The following is a 955-nucleotide window of genomic DNA, read 5'->3' on the forward strand; positions in this document are numbered from 1 at the left end:
TGTCTGCGGACTACGCTCATAGCAATGAGGTGCATAGAAGTGCTTCATTGTCTGCAATTCAAATGCAGCAGATTGTTTTTAATGAAGTTAAAAAATTTAATGCAGAATCAGAAAAGCTGGCAAACCGAAGTGGCAGAAATTGGCTGGCTCGCTTGATTGCAAAGTTTACCGGCAGGTCATGATTAGCTAATTACCTAGCTCGGTAAGGTCAACATAGAAAAGTCTTAAGTGTTAATTCTCTTCCAAGAAAGCCTGGATTCGTTTCTTACAATGCTTTGATAAACTTCCCGACAGATAAAGGGTAGGGTGTTCAGCGCTTTCTTCAAGAATTGAGTCAAGCAATTCGCTTTCATCATCATCTGATAAATTCACAATCCACATATTGATGCGGGTGTCGTCCTGAAGCTGTGCTTCGTTCATGCTGGAGTCAAAACAATGAATTTCTGCATCACAATATAGAGCGAGCTCTTTAGATAAGCTTTTAACATAGAGCTCTAATGATGCGTATACGCCGACGACTCTCTCGGTGCATTCTTCAACAAGTGGTGTAGGAATTGGTGCGTGCATTAATTCTTCGCTTAGCGCTTCTTCTTGGACGATCTCAGTTCTCTCTGTTTCCTCGCTTGCTGGTTCAAGGGCTTTCTCTGGTTCTAGAGTCCGAAGCTCTTCAAGTAATAGTTCAGCTTCGGCGCATATATCATCGAGAATCGAACCGTCCTCTAATAAAGGAGGCTTGCTTTCCTCAATGGAAGATAGCATTACATCTTCATTTTTTGCTTCTTCCGAAATATATACGCCAAAAGGGTTCAAAAGATCAGGTTTGGCGTGATTGTCGTCTTGAGATTGATGCGCTTCAGAGCCTAGAATTGGAATATGCAGGGCATCTTACTCACCAGTTGACCAGATATCTTCCGCATGAGCTGATGAGCCCGTTGGAATATTGACTTTCTTAAGG

Annotated in this window: 2 protein-coding genes; one reads left to right on the forward strand and one right to left on the reverse strand. The window is 42.3% G+C overall.

The window, feature by feature from the left end:
* Positions 1–182, forward strand: a 182-nt coding sequence (locus A3729_RS33825) for a hypothetical protein (RefSeq protein WP_231877373.1), incomplete at its 5' end; no start/stop codon positions are given.
* A 49-nt stretch (positions 183–231) separates the two neighbouring features.
* Here A3729_RS33825 and A3729_RS07175 read toward each other — a convergent pair.
* Complete coding sequence (locus A3729_RS07175; protein WP_156490600.1) at positions 232–759, reverse strand: hypothetical protein; 528 nt, start codon at positions 757–759, stop codon at positions 232–234.
* Positions 760–955 lie beyond the last annotated feature (196 nt).

The organism is Oleiphilus sp. HI0043 (assembly GCF_001634935.1).